This window comes from Actinokineospora cianjurensis, from assembly GCF_003663795.1.
GTDB classification, from domain to species: domain Bacteria; phylum Actinomycetota; class Actinomycetes; order Mycobacteriales; family Pseudonocardiaceae; genus Actinokineospora; species Actinokineospora terrae.
Map to the genome: position 1 here is coordinate 891681 of NZ_RCDD01000001.1, position 15515 is coordinate 907195.

The 15515-nt window shown below is 70.9% G+C and carries 14 protein-coding genes; 4 read left to right on the top strand and 10 right to left on the bottom strand.

From position 1 onward, the window contains the following. Positions 1-55: 55 nt before the first annotated feature. The 7 genes from pyrE to CLV68_RS04180 form a co-directional block, all read right to left on the bottom strand. Positions 56-649, bottom strand: coding sequence for an orotate phosphoribosyltransferase (gene pyrE, locus CLV68_RS04150; RefSeq protein WP_121390952.1), 594 nt, complete (start codon positions 647-649; stop codon positions 56-58). 61 nt (positions 650-710) lie between these two features. Beyond that, positions 711-1535: an LURP-one-related family protein gene (locus CLV68_RS04155; protein ID WP_121389237.1), complete on the bottom strand. Its 825-nt coding sequence runs from the start codon at positions 1533-1535 to the stop codon at positions 711-713. Between the two features lie 10 nt (positions 1536-1545). Beyond that, positions 1546-2325: an SDR family NAD(P)-dependent oxidoreductase gene (locus CLV68_RS04160; protein ID WP_121389238.1), complete on the bottom strand. Its 780-nt coding sequence runs from the start codon at positions 2323-2325 to the stop codon at positions 1546-1548. A 38-nt stretch (positions 2326-2363) separates the two neighbouring features. After that, complete coding sequence (locus CLV68_RS04165; RefSeq protein WP_211346428.1) at positions 2364-3074, bottom strand: type III secretion system chaperone family protein; 711 nt, start codon at positions 3072-3074, stop codon at positions 2364-2366. 514 nt (positions 3075-3588) lie between these two features. Next, positions 3589-6180, bottom strand: coding sequence for an ATP-dependent chaperone ClpB (clpB, locus tag CLV68_RS04170; RefSeq protein WP_121389239.1), 2592 nt, complete (start codon positions 6178-6180; stop codon positions 3589-3591). Positions 6181-6550: 370 nt separating this feature from the next. Beyond that, complete coding sequence (locus CLV68_RS04175; RefSeq protein ID WP_121389240.1) at positions 6551-7006, bottom strand: MarR family winged helix-turn-helix transcriptional regulator; 456 nt, start codon at positions 7004-7006, stop codon at positions 6551-6553. Positions 7007-7083: 77 nt separating this feature from the next. After that, positions 7084-7581 (bottom strand): pyridoxamine 5'-phosphate oxidase family protein, encoded by a 498-nt coding sequence (locus CLV68_RS04180; RefSeq protein ID WP_121389241.1) that lies wholly within the window; start codon positions 7579-7581, stop codon positions 7084-7086. Positions 7582-7874: 293 nt separating this feature from the next. Here CLV68_RS04180 and CLV68_RS04185 point away from each other — a divergent pair, with 293 nt between their 5' ends. Then, positions 7875-8975 carry an FAD-binding oxidoreductase gene (locus tag CLV68_RS04185; RefSeq protein WP_121390953.1) on the top strand — a complete coding sequence of 367 codons (1101 nt, stop codon included), beginning with the start codon at positions 7875-7877 and terminating at the stop codon, positions 8973-8975. Positions 8976-8982: 7 nt separating this feature from the next. On the opposite strand, the gene CLV68_RS04190 is transcribed toward CLV68_RS04185, so the two are convergent. Then, entirely contained in the window at positions 8983-9978 is a 996-nt protein-coding gene (locus tag CLV68_RS04190) for a LacI family DNA-binding transcriptional regulator (RefSeq protein ID WP_121389242.1), read from the bottom strand. Positions 9979-9990: 12 nt separating this feature from the next. Here CLV68_RS04190 and CLV68_RS04195 point away from each other — a divergent pair, with 12 nt between their 5' ends. Further along, positions 9991-10659 carry a nucleoside/nucleotide kinase family protein gene (locus CLV68_RS04195; RefSeq protein ID WP_281274629.1) on the top strand — a complete coding sequence of 223 codons (669 nt, stop codon included), beginning with the start codon at positions 9991-9993 and terminating at the stop codon, positions 10657-10659. 81 nt (positions 10660-10740) lie between these two features. Continuing rightward, on the top strand, positions 10741-11115 hold the full coding sequence (locus tag CLV68_RS04200; protein WP_121389244.1) for a VOC family protein: 375 nt from the start codon (positions 10741-10743) through the stop codon (positions 11113-11115). Between the two features lie 4 nt (positions 11116-11119). Here the strand turns inward: CLV68_RS04200 and CLV68_RS04205 are convergent, their stop codons facing one another. After that, a complete protein-coding gene (locus CLV68_RS04205; protein ID WP_121389245.1) occupies positions 11120-11761 on the bottom strand; it encodes a DedA family protein in 642 nt (213 codons plus the stop codon). A 137-nt stretch (positions 11762-11898) separates the two neighbouring features. On the opposite strand from CLV68_RS04205, the gene CLV68_RS04210 reads away from it, so the two are divergent. Beyond that, positions 11899-12477 (top strand): ABC transporter ATP-binding protein, encoded by a 579-nt coding sequence (locus CLV68_RS04210; protein ID WP_246009658.1) that lies wholly within the window; start codon positions 11899-11901, stop codon positions 12475-12477. Between the two features lie 393 nt (positions 12478-12870). Here the strand turns inward: CLV68_RS04210 and CLV68_RS04215 are convergent, their stop codons facing one another. After that, positions 12871-15453, bottom strand: coding sequence for an MFS transporter (locus CLV68_RS04215; protein WP_121389246.1), 2583 nt, complete (start codon positions 15451-15453; stop codon positions 12871-12873). Positions 15454-15515: the final 62 nt, after the last annotated feature.

A 15515-nucleotide genomic window follows, 5' to 3' on the forward strand; every position in this document is an offset into this window, starting at 1 on the left:
CGAGCACTTCCCACGGTACCCGGAGTTGGGGGAGATCAACCGGAATTAACCCTGGTCAGTCACCGTCGACCAGGCCGAGATCGGCCAGGCCCAACAGGGACCGGTAGGGCAGCCCGCGCGCCTCGATGGCCTCGCGGGCACCGGTGTCGCGGTCGACGACGGTGGCCACGCCGATCACGACGGCACCGGCCTCGGTCAGCGCGTCGACGGCGGTGAGCACGCTGCCCCCGGTGGTCGAGGTGTCCTCCACCGCCAGCACGCGCTGACCGGCGACCTCGATGCCCTCGATCCGGCGCTGCATGCCGTGCGCCTTCGCGTCCTTGCGGACGACGAACGCGTCGAGCACCTCACCGGCGGACGCGGCGGCGTGCATCATCGACAGCGCGACCGGGTCGGCACCGAGGGTGAGGCCACCGGCGGCGACGTAGTCCCAGTCGGCGGTGAGTTGGCGGAGCAGGCGCCCGATGAGCGGGGCGGCGGCGTGGTGCAGGGTCGCCCGGCGGAGGTCGACGTAGTAGTCGGCCTCCTTGCCGGACGAGAGCGTGACCTTGCCGTGCACGACGGCGAGTTCGGTCACCAGGCGGGCTAGTTCGCCCTGGGCAGCGGGGTCGACAGACGGAGCGGTTCGCACGAGGCGCAAGCCTCTCATGCCGACCCGGTCCACTGACAACGCTCCCGGACCACGGGCTCCCCCGACCGCGCGGTGGTGATCAGCCGAAGCCCCTGCTGTCCTGCTTGAGCGCGGTGTCGACGGTCAGCGCCGAGGCGACGACCATGCTGATCAGCGGGTCCTGCAACTGCCGGTGGATCTGCAGCACGTAGTTGTCCGCGCTGGTGAACATGGTCTTCGCGATGCCCTCGAAGGTCTTGGTGATGCGCGCGATCTCGGCGCCGGTGTGGTCGAGCACGGCGAAGTTCCACGCCCGCCAGTTCTCCGCCTGGATGCCGCCGATCTCGTGGCCGCCAGCCAGGAACGAGAAGCGGATCTTGCCGAAGACGTTCTGCTGGACGATCTCGCCGACCGGCGTGCCGTCGCCGCGCTCGACGATCATCCGGGACTTCACGAACTTGGCGGGCCGGGTCAGCCGCAGCACCGTCTGGTGGTTGGCGTCGCGGACCTCGAGCTTGTGGGTGAAGAACTGGTCGTAGCTGCCCAGGAACCGCACGGCCTTCTTCAGCGCGCTCTGCCCGACCTGGGCGACCGAGCCGATCTGGCGGCCGTGCTGGTCGAACACCGAGTACTCGTTGCTCATCTCGATGAGCTTGACCTTCTGGTTGACCACCAGCACCGGCTCGCTGAACAGCGTGCCGCCGCCTTGGCCCGCCTGGCCGACCCCGGCCCTGCGCTGCTGGTCCCTGATCTTGTTCGGGTCGGTCGGCCCCTGGCCGAGCGGGATCTCCCAGCCGCTGGCGTCGCTGCGCGGCTGCTGCGGCGGGGCCTGCTGGGTCTGGTTGGTCCACTGGTTCCCGTCCCACCAGCGCAGGGACGTTGAGCCGGGGCCATCGGGGTACCACCCGGGCTGCGGATTCGTCATGGCGGGGAGCCTAACCCCGGTCGCGACCCGCCGACGCGCGTTGCGACAGGAACCGCAGCAGGCCCCTGGGCAGGAGTTTCGTCACACCCAGCAGCGTTTTGTACTGGATGCCCGGAACTGACCGGTCGCGGTTGTGCCGGAGGTCGGCCAGGGCGTCCGCGACGACTCTGTCGGCCTCTAGCCATAAGAACTCGGGGAACCCGTCTATGTCGTCACCGGCGCGCTCGTGGAACTCGGTGCGGGTGAACCCGGGGCACAGCGCCACTACGCGCACGCCCGTGCCCGCGAGGTTGGCGGCCAGGCCCTCGGACAGGGCCGTGACGTAAGCCTTCGTCGCGCCGTAGGACGGGCCGGTGACCGGGAAGAACCCGGCGATGCTGGACACGTTGATCACCCCGCCGTGCCCGCGCTCGATCATCCCGGGCAGCGCCGCCCTGGTCAGCCGCATGACGCTGGTCACGTTCACGTCGAGCTGGTTCTGCAGCCAGTCCGGGTCGGCCTCGGCGAAGGCGCCCCTGGTGCCGAAGCCCGCGTTGTTGACCAGCAGGTCCACCGGCCGCTCCGGCTCGGCGAGGCGCGCCTCGACCCGCTTGCGCGCCCTGGTGGTCGACAGGTCCGCGGTGAGGGTCTGCACCGACACCCCGGTCGCCCTGGTCAGCTCGGCCGCGACCTGCTTGAGCCGCTCGGTCGTCCTGGCCACCAGCACCAGGTCGTACCCGTCTGCGGCCAGCCGCCTGGCGAAGGCGGCGCCGATCCCTGCGGTGGCCCCGGTGATGAGCGCGGTAGGCATGCGATCAACCTACTAAGTGGTAACCGGGGTCGGAACCGCTACTGGTCGGTCGGCTTCCCGCTCGGCTGCGGCTCGTCCACCTGTCGGTCCTCGACCGCGTGCGGCACCTCGGGCGTGTCGAACGGGTCCACGACGTCGGCGATCTCGCCGATCCCGCGCAGCAACCGCTCCAACCGCGACGGGCTCGACCCCGGCGCCGCGGCGGCGAGCACCCAGCCCGCCTCGATCCAGGCCACGGCGATGTCCTGCCCGATGTCCTCGGTCGCGTCGACCAGGTCGGGGGTGATCAGCGCGCGCGCCGCCCCGATGTCGGAGACGAACGCGTACCGCTGGCCGACCGGGCCGAGCAGCTCGGGCATGTGCTCCCGCTGGAACGGGGTGCTCGGCACCCACAGTTCCAGCACCACAGGGTGCGTCCTGCGGCACTGCACGGCCACGATCACCACGTTGACCCGGCCACCGGCCTCGAGGTCGAACACGGCGACCTTGCGCCTGCCGTCCGCGGTGAAGGTCGTCCCCACCACGACGTCCCTGGCCGTGCCGTCGCCGTAGTAGGCGACCGCACCCCCGGACCACTGCCGCGGCAACTCCGGATCCGTCTCGGCGAACTGCCACCCGCGCAGGGCGGCCCAGCGGCGCCGCTCCCGGTTCCGGGAGGTCAACACCGCCCGATCGCGCATCAGGAACAGGCCGCCCGCGACACCCGCGACGACCGCGACACCGAACCACACCCACGCGGGAACGCCCACGTAGGGCAGCGTAGTCGCCACAGCCCCGTCTTCAAGATCACGGGCCAACTTGGCCCGGGGTGTCGCAGAAACCCGCCCCGCCGCCCCGTCCCCCCGCCGTTCCGGAGGCCGTCCCCGCCTACCCCGGCCCCCACCCTCTCCGGGGGGCGGCCCCGGCTCCATTCTATCGGGTGACGGGTGCAGGGCGGGCGGAGTGGCGGGAGTTGTGGACAAGTCGAGCATTGTGGACAGAGGAATCCGCAGGTCGGGCCCTCGGGGAATGCAGGGGCTGAAGTCGGATTCAGTCGAATGGGGCATGGTGGGGCGACTATCCCGGGGCCGGTGCAAGCGGGATTTACCCGTGCCGGGCCGGAGCAATTCGCGGGCGCCCCGGATCGACGATGGCGACCCGATCGACGATGGCGGTGCCGCGAATCCGATCGTCCATTCGGTACGGCCGAGCGAGTCGAGCGCAAAGCCCGGAAACGGCACCAGCCACCCCGGGAAGCCCGAGGTGGCTGGTGCGGGAAAGGGATCAGGCCGTGCTGGTGACCGTCAAACCCGAGTTGTCGCCGATCGCGTCCACGGTGACCGTGTCGCCGTCGCGGATGTCGCCCGCGAGCAGGGATTTGGCGAGTTGGTCGCCGATGGCTGTGGCGACCAGGCGGCGCAGGGGGCGGGCGCCGTAGATGGCGTCGAAGCCGTTGAGGGCGAGCCACTCGCGGGCGGCTGGGGTGACCTCCAGGGTCAGCCTGCGGTGGGTGAGGCGGCGGGCGAGCTTGGCGACCTGGATGTCGACGATGGCGGTGAGTTCCTCTGTGGCCAGTGCGTGGAACACGACCACGTCGTCGAGGCGGTTGAGGAACTCGGGCTTGAAGTGCCGCTGCACCACGGCCATCACCGCGTCGTGGCGGCCGCGGTCGTCGAGCGCCGGGTCGGTGATCGACTGGCTGCCCAGGTTCGAGGTCAGCACCAGGATCGTGTTGCGGAAGTCCACCGTGCGGCCCTGGCCGTCGGTGAGCCTGCCGTCGTCGAGGACCTGGAGCAGCACGTCGAACACGTCCGGGTGCGCCTTCTCCACCTCGTCGAGCAGCACCACCGTGTACGGGCGGCGGCGGACCGACTCGGTGAGCTGGCCGCCCTGGTCGTAGCCGACGTAGCCGGGCGGGGCGCCGACCAGCCTGGCCACCGAGTGCTTCTCGGAGTACTCGCTCATGTCGACCCGGACCATCGCCCGCTCGTCGTCGAACAGGTACTCGGCCAGCGCCTTGGCCAGTTCCGTCTTGCCGACGCCGGTGGGCCCGAGGAACAGGAACGCGCCGGTCGGGCGGTCCGGGTCGGACACCCCGGCGCGGGCCCTGCGCACCGCGTCGGACACCACGCGCACCGCCTCGGCCTGGCCGATGACCCGCGCGCCGAGCTCCTCCTCCATCCGCAGCAGCTTCTGCGTCTCGCCCTCCAGCAGCCGCCCGGCCGGGATGCCGGTCCACGCGGACACGACCTCGGCGACGTCGTCCGGCCCGACCTCCTCCTTGAGCATCACGGCCTGGTCGGCGGCGGCGGTCGCCGCGGTGGCGGCGTCGAGGTCCTTCTCCAGCGCCGGGATCCGGCCGTACCGCAGCTCGGCGGCCCGGCCGAGGTCGCCGTCGCGCTCGGCCCGCTCCGACTCGCCGCGCAGCGCCTCCAGCTGCTCCTTGAGCTGGCGGACCCGGTCGATGGAGCCCTTCTCGTTCTGCCAGCGGGCGGTCAGCGCGGAGAGCACCTCGCGCTTCTCGGCCAGCTCGGCGCGCAGCGCGGACAGCCGCTCCTTGGAGGCGAGGTCGTCCTCCTTGGACAGTGCCATCTCCTCGATCTCGAGCCTGCGCACCGCCCGCTCGACCCCGTCGATCTCCACCGGCCGCGAGTCGATCTCCATCCGCAGCCGGGACGCGGCCTCGTCGACCAGGTCGATGGCCTTGTCCGGCAGGAACCTGGCGGTGATGTAGCGGTCGGACAGGGTGGCGGCGGCGACCAGGGCGCTGTCGGTGATCCGCACGCCGTGGTGCACCTCGTAGCGCTCCTTGAGCCCGCGCAGGATGCCCACGGTGTCCTCGACGGACGGCTCGCCGACCAGCACCTGCTGGAAGCGGCGCTCCAGCGCGGCGTCCTTCTCGATGTGCTGGCGGTACTCGTCGAGGGTGGTCGCGCCGACCATCCGCAGCTCGCCGCGGGCCAGCATCGGCTTGATCATGTTGCCCGCGTCCATCGCGCCCTCGCCGGTCGCGCCCGCGCCGACGATGGTGTGCAGCTCGTCGATGAAGGTGACCACCTGCCCTGCGGAGTCGGTGATCTCCTTGAGCACCGCCTTGAGCCGCTCCTCGAACTCGCCGCGGAACTTGGCCCCGGCCACCATCGACCCCAGGTCGAGCGAGACCACCCGCTTGCCGCGCAGCGACTCCGGCACGTCACCGGCGATGATCCGCTGGGCGAGGCCCTCGACGATGGCGGTCTTGCCGACGCCGGGCTCGCCGATGAGCACCGGGTTGTTCTTGGTGCGCCGCGAGAGCACCTGCACGACCCGGCGGATCTCGGCGTCGCGGCCGATCACCGGGTCCAGGTCGCCCTTGCGGGCCCGCGCGGTCAGGTCGACCCCGTACTTCTCCAGCGCCTGGTAGGTGCCCTCCGGGTCGGGGCTCGACACCCTGGCCGAGCCGCGGACCTTCGCGAACGCCTCGCGCAGCGCGTCCGGGGTGGCGCCGTGCCTGCTCAGGAGTTGGGCGACGTCACCGCCCTCGGCGGCCAGGCCGACCAGCAGGTGCTCGGTGGAGACGTACTCGTCGCCCATCTCGGTGGCCAGCTTCTGCGCGTGCGTGATCGCGCGCAGCGCCTGCTGCGAGAGCCCCGGCGAGGACACCGTGGCGCCGGTGGCCGAGGGGAGGGACCTGGTGAGCGGCTCGAGCTCCTTGCGGACCACGTTCGGGTCGACGCCGACCGCGATGAGCAGCGGGGTGGTCAGGCCGTCGCCCTGGTCGAGCAGGGCGGTGAGCAGGTGCACCGGCCGGATGTCGGGGTTGCCCGCCGCCGACGCCGCCTGCGCGGAGGTCGAGATCGCCTGCTGGGTCTTCGTCGTCGGGTTGAACGCGTCCATCTCCCACCTCGGGGTCTTCACCAACGCCTGTTGCTGTCACCGTGCACAACGTCAGAAAAGTTGAGCCAGTTCCGCTCAAGTACATCTTGACCCAGATCACCCCGCGCGGGTGAACGCCAGGCGTACGACAACCCGAACGCGCACCCGCATCGCCCGGTAGGGCCGTCACCCACATGTCGCAGTGCGGCTATCCACACAAGTAATCCACTTATCCACAATCCCCAGGTGCTTGTCCACAGGCGACCACCGGATCGGTCCACTCCGCGGCTCACCCCGCCGGGGCAGCGGCCGCGCGGGTGGTGACCAGCGGCTATTCGATCACCGCGTGCGGTCGGTCAGGTCGGGTTAACAACGGGCTACGAGACGGCGGTCACAGGTCGCTGTTGAGCCTGCCGAGCAGCCGGGAGAACTCCTCGATGTCGACCGTCGACCAGTCGGCCAGCGTCGCCCGCAGCTGCCTGCGCCGGTCCTCGCGCACCTCGGCCAGCCGCGCCGCGCCGGTCCCGGTCAGCTGCACCAGCCGCGCCCTGCCGTCGGACGGGTCGGCCACCCGCTCGACCAGTGCCAGCTCCTCCAGCCGCGCGATCTGCCTGCTGACGGTCGACTTGTCCAGCCCGGTCAGCTCCACCACGTCGGCCGCCCGCACCGGCGCTATCCCGCTCAGGTGCACCAGCAGCGCGTACGAGGCGCTGTCCAACCCCGGGTGCACCCGCGCCGCGAAGGTCAGCGAGAGGCTGCGCGCCCGGCCGAACAGCTTCGACAGCTCGCGCTCCAGGTCCTGAGCAGCGGTTTCCCGCCCTTCGGTACCCGCACCGACCTCCGACACGCGCGTCCCTCCCTCGAACCGGCCAGCAGCACGCTAACCGGACATCCCCGGCACCGGGGCCGCGTGGCTCAAGGGTCTCATCCAGCGAACGGCCCGGCGTGCAGGTATGCCTCATCGACCAGCACGACGACCCACCGCGAACCCGCGAAGCGCGGCGGCAGGCAAGGGTGCGCGGCCCGCAGCCACGTGTCGTCGACCACCCCGGCGTGCCCGTTCACGTGCAGCCCGCGCCGCCCGTCGACCAGGACGACGCTGATCCGGGGGTTGGCGGCGAGGGTGGCCAGCCGCGGCGCCTGGTCGAGCAGCGCGCAGGCCAGCCGCCGGTCGTCGAGCACGTGCACGAACCCCGGCGGCCCGGCGCACAGCGCGAAGTCGCACTCGCCGTCGGCGTCGGCGGTGGCCAGGAACGCGCGGTCCATCCGGGTGATCAACTCCACCATCGGGGTGGTGAGCCGGTCGAGCACCGGTTGGCGCGGCCGGACCGGCTCGCGCGGTCGGTCCTCCGGCGGGGTCGCGGGCGGCGGTTCGGCGAACCCGAGCCGGAGCAGGTCGGTGGGGTATTGGTCGGTGGACACAGGGCACCACGGTGGCACGCCCGCGCGGCATTGCGTAGAGCGCTCGGACGATGTACCCCATTGGAAGGAGAGGCCAGTACGGGGAGTCAGCGAGAATGACACGAAGGTGTGATCTCCGCGTTCAACCAGCCAAATCCGGTCTACTGTCGACACCGTCGGGGGATGGGATGCACGAGTACCGTGGTGAAAGCCCGAGAGGTGGAGTCGACACCCCGATCATGACAGCCAACGCAGTGGTGAGCCCCATTCCGGCCTCGCAGTACCGAATCGAGTCGCCCACCGCCGTCAGCCACATGGTGCGGTTGGTGCGGCAGAGTTTCGCGGCGGTGGAACCGCAGGCCGATCAGGTGGCCCAGTTCTTCTACGGGATGCTGTTCAGCATCGAGCCAAGCGCGCGGGAGATGTTCCCGGCGAACATGCAGGTGCAGCGCTCCAGGCTGCTGCGCGCCTTGGTGCACGTGGTGCAGATGGTCGACCGCCCGGACGACCTCGCGCCGTTCCTGAACCAACTCGGACGCGACCACCGCAAGTTCGGTGTGGTCAGCTCCCACTACGAGGCGGTCGGCAGCGCGCTGATCGGCGCGGTGAAGCGCTTCTCCGGTGAGGCGTGGACCGACGAGGTCGAGCGCGCGTGGGCCGAGGCGTACACGATCATGGCCCGCGCCATGCTCGACGCCGCGGCCGCCGACGACGGCCCCGCGTCGTGGCCCGCCCGCATCGTCGACCACGAGCGCCTCGGCTGGGACCTCGCGGTGGTGCGCGTGCAACCGGACTTCCCCGTGCCGTACCACCCGGGGCAGTACGTGAGCGTCGAGGTGCCGCAACGGCCCCGCCTGTGGCGCTACTTCACCCCGGCCAACGCCCCGCGCTCGGACGGCATCCTCGAGTTCCACATCCGCGGCGTGGAGAACGGCTGGGTCAGCCGCTCGATCGTGGCGCACGCCAAGGTCGGCGACACCTGGCGGATCGGGCCGCCGATGGGCCGCATCAGCGTGGACCGCAAGGCGGGCCGCGACATCCTGATGATCGCCGGTGGCACCGGCATCGCGCCGATGCGCGCCATCGTCGAGGACCTGGCCCAGTGGGGCGACAACCCCCGGGTCCACCTGTTCAACGGCGGCCGGGTCCGCAGCGACCTCTACGACCTGCCGCACCTGCAGAACATCGCCGCGTCCAACCCGTGGTTGACGGTGACCCCGGTGCTCGAGCAGGAGCAGGCGGTCGGGTTCGAGCAGGGCACGCTGGCCGACATCGTCACCAAGCACGGCACCTGGGAGGACCGCGAGGTCCTGGTGGCAGGCTCGCCGACCATGATCCGGTCGACCGTGTCGCGGATGCTGGTGGCGGGCACGCCGCTCGACCACATCACCTACGACCCGTTCACCCTGGACTGAGCGCCGGTCAGGCTGCCCGGCAGCCGCAGGAGGACCGGTGGTTGAGCGTGGGCGCCAGCAGGATCGTCTCCGGCGCCCTGGTGGGGTCTTGCAGCCGGGCCAGCAGCAGGCGGACGGCGGTGCGGCCGATCTCGTCGACCGGGTGCGTCATGGTCGTGATGGCCGGGCTGACCAACTCGGCCCAGTCGACCTCGTCGTGGCCGGTGATCGCGAGGTCGGTGCCGATGGTGAGGCCGTGCGCGCGGGCCTCCCGGTAGGCGCCCGCGGTCATGGCGCCGTTGCCGGTGATGACGGCGGTGGGGCGCTCGGGCACGGTGAGCAGGCGGCGCATGGCGAGGACGCCGTCCTCGTGGGAGGCGCCGCCGCCCGCGACGAGGTTGGAGTCCCAGCGCAGGCCCGCGCGGCCGAGGCCGAGGCGGTAGCCCAGCGTGCGCTCCTCGCTGGCGCTCATCCACTCGACGCCGCTGATGAAGGCGATCCTGCGGTGCCCCGCGGTGGCCAGGTGCTGCACGAGGGTGGAGGTGGACTGGATGTTCTCCGGGCCGACCTGGTCCAGTTTGATCTTGTGCGACACCCGGTCCACCAGCACGGCAGGCACCCCGGTGCGGGCCAGTTGCTCCAAAGTGGACGTGTCGCCGGGTGCCGGGGTGAGCAGCATGCCGTCCACCCGGCGGGCCTGCAGCTTGCGCACGGCCGCGCGCTCGCCGTCCTCGGCGTCGAGGGTGTCGCCGAGCAGCACGGTGTACCCGGCCGCCGTGGCCTCGGCGTCGATGGCGTGCATGAGCTGCGGCAGGTGCGGGTTGGCCAGCAGCGACATCGCCACCCCGATGGACTTGGTGCCGCCGGTGACCAGGGAGCGGGCGATGGCGTTGCCGGTGTACCCGGTCGACTCGATGGCGGCGAGCACCCGCTCGCGGGTCGCCCCCGCCACCGGTCTGGTCTCGTTGACCACGTGTGAGACGGTGCTGATCGAGACCCCCGCCAGCTTGGCGACGTCCTCCATAGTGGCCACTGCGTGCACGCTCCAGCTCGGGGGGCAAACGCTTGCGGGCACACTACATACCGGGAGGTAGCGCCCATGCACTGGGATGCGCTAGTGGCCCGTGCCACCGCTCTCGCGGTGCCCGGCCACCGCAGGATCCTCGGCATCGCCGGTGGACCGGGCGCGGGCAAGTCGACCCTGGCGCGGCGGCTGGTCGACGCGCTCGGCTGGCGGGCCGCGCTGGTCGGCATGGACGGCTTCCACCTGGCCCAGGCCGAGCTGGAGCGCCTCGGCCGCGCCGACCGCAAGGGCGCCCCGGACACCTTCGACGCCGACGGCTACGTCCACCTGCTGCGCCGGTTGCTGGCCAACACCGACCCGGTCGTCTACGCCCCCGAGTTCCGCCGCGAGATCGAGGAGCCGATCGCCAACGCCGTCCCGATCGGGTGTGATGTTCCCCTCGTGGTGACCGAGGGGAACTACCTGCTGCTGTGGCCGGGGGTGCGGCTGCTGCTGGCCGACGCCTGGTTCGTCGACCCGGGCGATGACGTCCGCCGGGACCGGCTTCGAGCACGCCATATGGCCTACGGCCGGACCCCGGCGGAGGCGACGGCGCGCACGGGCGGTTCGGACGAGCGCAACGCGCGGCTCGTCGCCGGGACCACCTCGTTGGCAAACCTCGTTGTTCGAAAGGTCGACTAAGCAGTAGCCAAGGCGTCACCCGGCTGGGGCACTATGGCGGACGGCCCGCCCCCGAACGGGTCAAGGAAGGACGGATAGTCGATGTCCGCGTTGACCGGCGTCCACCACATCGCCCTGACCGTCACCGATGTGGACCGCAGCGTCCCCTGGTACGAGCGCGTGCTCGGGTTCGCCACCGAGAGCCGCACCGACCACGACGGCGGGCAGAGCACGGTCCGGCTGCGGGGTCTCGGCGTCACCCTCACCCTGGTCCAGCACCCGCACGGCGCGCACGCCCCGTTCGACGAGTGCCGCCCCGGCCTCGACCACCTGACCTTCTCCGTGCCGGACACCGGGACCTGGCCCGCGCGCCTGACCGAGTACGGGGTCCCCTACTCCGACACGCCGGACGGCGTCGCACTACGCGACCCGGACGGCATCCGCCTCGTCTTGGCCTGCCCTGCCGTGGTGGGGTAACCGGCTATTCCGTGACTGACACCGTGTCCACGGGCCTGCGCATCTCCTGCCGGTAGCGCCAGATCCCCCACACGGTCCCGCCGACGAAGAACGCGATACTGCCGACCACCGCCACCGTCTGGAGCCAGGGCAGGTCTTCCAGCAGGCCCGCCGCGTAGTAGCCGAGCAGCACGAGGGTCGGCACCCAGGCGATGCCGCCGACCGTGGTGGCGAGGGCGAAGCGGCGCGCGTCCATCTTCGCCGCGCCCGCGACCAGCGGGGCCAGCGTGCGGATCCACGGGATCCAGCGGGCGACCACGATGGCGAAGAAGCCGCGCCGGTCCAGGAAGTCGCGGGCGCGGTCGAGGTTGTGCTGGTTGAGCACCCGCCCACCGACCCTGGTGATGATCGCGTGGCCCGCCTTGGCGCCGATGTAGTAGCCGAGCTGGTTGCCCGCGACCGCGACGACGGTCGCCGTGCCGGACAGCCACCACGCCTGGTGCTCGTGGTCGTGCTGGGCGAGCACCACACCCGCGGCGAACAGCAGCGAGTCGCCGGGCAGGAAGAGGCCGACGATGAAGGCGCACTCGGCGAAGACGAATCCGAGCACGATGGCCCACACCAGCAGTGGGCCTGCCGATTCGAGCACGCCGAGTGCGGTGTTCACGGCCGTAGGGTACGGCGGCGAACGGCTACCGCGCAGACGATCCACGCCGTATTCACCGACCCTTGGCTGAGGCGAAACGCCAGCGGTACTCACTCGATGGTGCGGAACCCCGCGGTGCGCCCGGACGTTGCCCCGGTGTGTCGGATGTGATCGTTTCCGCCAGGGGGATCGGCGTGCTCGTCGGCGACGAGCGGTGGCTTTTCCGCGACCTCGACCTCGCCGTCACCCGGGGCAGCTGCCTGGCGTTGACCGGGGAGAACGGCTCGGGCAAGTCGACCCTGCTGCGGTGCCTCTACGGCCTCCAAGACCCGACCGAGGGCACGGTCGAGGTCGCGGGCCACACCCCGGACGAGACCGACGTGGCGTTCCGCCGGGATGTCTCGGTCCTGCTCGACGACTCGGCGCTGTTCGACGAGTTCACCCCCGCCCAGCACTTCGACCTGCTCGGCGGCGGTCAACCCGCCCACGACCTGCCCGAGGTGCCCGCCCGGGGGCTGTCGGCGGGACAGCGCAGGCGGTTGCTGCTGCTCGGCGCGCTCACCAAGCCGCACAAGGTGTTGCTGCTCGACGAGCCGGAGCGCGCGGTGGACGCCGCCGGGCGGGACTGGCTCAAGCAGATGGTCAACGCCGCCAAGGGCGCCGGGTCGGCGGTGGTGCTGGCGAGCCACTTCCCACCACTGGTCAACGCGGTCGCCGACGAGGTCATCACCCTGTGAGGCGGCGGCTCTCCCGCCTGTCCGACTCCGCGCTGGTCCTGCTTGTACTACTCGGCCTGACCTGTCTGGACCAACCCCGCCCAACTCGCGTGGGACGACCACCACGATCGTGATCGGCTGCCCCGTCGCCGGTTGCTGGGTAGAGCTATGGGGACCGTTCCTACTGGCCCTAGCAGAGTTCTGTTCGCCGGACCGGTAGCGCTGAAGGCTGTCTTGGCGGTTCTTGTTGTCGCCGCAGTCCCTAACACCCGGGCGCTCAAGTTCGCCGTGCTGACCGTGGCCGCCGCGTTGTGGGCGACCACGGTCGTGCTGTTCGGTCTCCCGTTCGTCTCGCTCGCCGTTCCCAGTGCTGCGCGGTCCCGACCTGCTGCTGTTCGGCCTGCTCGTGCTCGGCTACTTCCACTCGTCGTAGCCGAGGACCACGTCGCGGGTGCCCGCGTCGCCGCGGCGCAGGCTCACCTCGTGCGCTGATGGTGAGTACCCGCTGGCGATCACCGTGTAATCGCCCTCGGCCAGTGCGTCGATCGAGTACCAGCCGGACTCGTCGGTGTTGGTCACCGCGACCACCTCGCCGGAGGAGTCGAGCACGGTGATCCGGGCGTTCGGCACCACGGTGCCGTCGCCGGTGCGCGCCATGCCCTCCAGTGCCGCGGCGCCGACGAGTTCGACGTCCTGGCGCAGCGGTCCGGAGTCCGGGACGGCCAGCGGGATCGCGGCGGGCTGGAACTCGTCCGCCACCACGACCAGGGTCGCCTCGCCCTGGCGCACGCCGACGAACCGGAAGCTGCCGTCCGATGCCGTCGACTGGGTCTCCACGACCTCGCCGAGCGGGTCGGTCAGCGTCACCTGGGCCAGGCCGACCGCGGTGTGCCCGTCCGCGGTCATCACGAACCCGTGCACCACCGTGGCCCCGGCCAGCACGACGTCCAGTGTGGACTGTCCGGATCGGACCTTGACGGTGGTCGCCTTCGGCTGGTGCTCCGGCGCCGAGGCGATCAGCACGTACGACCCCGGGTTCGGCGCGTCCAGCAGGTACTCCCCCGTGCCGTCGGACCCGACCCGGCTGACCTGCCTGCCGCCCGGGTCGAGCAGCGTCAGCGCCGCACCCGCCACCACCGACCCGTCCGGGTGGCGGACCTGCCCGCGCAACCCGACCAGCTCGCCGCGCAGCGCGGTCGGCTCCGACGCGTGGTACCCGTTGTGCCCGTTGGACTCCGCGCTCCCGTTGGTCTCCGGCTTGGCGTCGACCTCGGGCTCGTCCTCCTCGACCGAGGCCAGGCTCTCCTTGGCCTCGTCCGGCAGCAGCGCCTCGCCGCCCTCCATGATCGCCGCGGGGGAGGCGCCGGTGCGCAGCGGGATCTCCTTGATGAACACCGAAACCAGGAACGCCAGCACCATCACGCCCGCGCCGACCAGGAACACCAACTGGATCGACTCGACGAAACCCTCCTGGAACGGCCGCGCCAACCGGGGGTCGATCTGCTGCAGGAACGACGAGTCCTGCAGGACGCCGCCGCCACCCCCGCCGCGCAGCGCCGCGAACACCGGGTCGTTGACCGGGTTCGCGCGCACCGCCGGGTCGGCCAGCGCCGCCTGGAACTGCGGGTTCGCCGCCGCCGAGCGGAACGCGTTGGCGATGTTGTCGGCGACCGTGCTGAACAGCAGCGACAGGAACACCGCGACACCGAGCGTGCCACCGAGCTGGCGGAAGAACGTGATCGCCGCCGTCGCGACACCCATGTCGCGCATCTCCACCGAGTTCTGCGCGGCCACCGTCAGCGTCTGCATGCAGAAACCGAGGCCGAGGCCGAACACCACCATGTAGACGATCGGCTGCCAGATCCGGGTGTCCACGTCGACGAGGTGGAACAGCAGCAGCCCGGCGATCAGCAGCAGCGACCCGATGATCGGGAAGACCTTGTAGCGACCGGTCTTCGAGGTGATCTGCCCGGACACCACCGAGGCGAACATGATGCCCAGCATCAGCGGCACCATCATCAGCCCGGCCTCGGTCGGGGTGAACCCGCGCACGATCTGCAGGTACTGCGGGATCATGGTGATCCCGCCGAACATCCCGATGCCCAGGATGGTGCCCGCGATGATCGTCATGGCGAAGGTGGAGGTGCGGAACAACCGCAGCGGGATCAGCGCCTCGTCCTTCATCGCCCGTTCCACGAGCAGGAACCCCACCAGGCCGACGAAGCCGATGCCGTAGCAGAGCAGCGAGCGCTGCGACTCCCAGCCCCACTCCCTGCCCTGCTCGGCGACGATCAGCAGCGGCACCACCGCGACCGACAGGAACACCGCGCCGAAGTAGTCGATGCGGTGGTCGTGGCGCTCGTGCGGGACGTTGAGCACCTTCATCACCACGAACAGCGCGATGATGCCGATCGGGACGTTCACCAGGAACACCCAGCGCCAGCCGGTGATGCCCAGGATCTCGCCCTGGCCTGCGAAGAAGCCGCCGATGACCGGGCCGAGCACGCTGGAGGTGCCGAACACCGCCAGGAAGAAGCCCTGGTACTTGGCCCGCTCCCGCGGCGGCACGATGTCGGCGATGATCGTCAGCGCCAGCGACATCAGACCACCGGCGCCCAGGCCCTGGAACGCCCGGTACGCGGCGAGTTCGTACATCGAGGTGGCCAGCGTGCAGGCCAGCGACCCGATGATGAACAGCGAGATCGCGGTCAGGAAGAACGGCTTGCGGCCGTAGATGTCGGACAGCTTGCCGTAGAGCGGGGTGGAGACGGTCGAGGTGATCAGGTACGCCGTGGTCGCCCACGCCTGCAGGCTCAGCCCGTTGAGGTCGTCGGCGATGGTCCTGATCGAGGTGCCGACGATGGTCTGGTCCAGCGCGGCGAGGAACATGCCGAGCATCAGCCCCGACATGATCACCAGAATCTGCCGGTGGGTCAGACCTGCCCCGGTCGGCGCGGCGTGCTTGGCCGGGGTGTTCTCGGCCGTCGCTGCGGTCATGCTGGTTCCCCTAGCTGGTGTGCTGCTGGTGGGCCCGCCTGGCGGCGGGCAGCCCTGATCGA